The following is a 357-nucleotide window of genomic DNA, read 5'->3' as shown; positions in this document are numbered from 1 at the left end:
AAATTCCTTTAGAAATAATAGTCGATTTGGTGTTTTTACCCAAATGAACCATCTTAGTTCCAGTATCAGCTTGTTGGAAATTATTGGTAACTGCAATCGAATAAAATTCTCCAATTGAATTATCACCTTTTAAAACCACCGATGGATATTTCCAAGTTACAGCCGAACCAGTTTCTACTTGTGTCCAAGATATTTTTGCGTTTTTCTCGCAAATCCCTCTTTTGGTTACAAAGTTAAAAACTCCACCTTTACCTTCTTTATTTCCTGGATACCAGTTTTGTACAGTAGAATATTTTATTTCGGCATTGTCCATTGCAATTAATTCTACAACAGCAGCGTGCAATTGATTTTCATCAC

1 protein-coding gene is annotated in these 357 nt (G+C 34.2%); it reads right to left on the bottom strand.

Annotated features, from left to right (window positions below; all coding sequences use genetic code 11):
• The coding region (locus DIU01_RS14030; RefSeq protein WP_290835527.1) for a SufD family Fe-S cluster assembly protein at window positions 1-357 on the bottom strand (357 nt) is incomplete at both ends.

The organism is Flavobacterium sp. (genome assembly GCF_003525665.1).
In the GTDB taxonomy this organism is placed as follows: domain Bacteria; phylum Bacteroidota; class Bacteroidia; order Flavobacteriales; family Flavobacteriaceae; genus Flavobacterium.
Note: the sequence above shows the minus strand (reverse complement) of the source record. Positions and strands in the feature narration are given on the sequence as shown.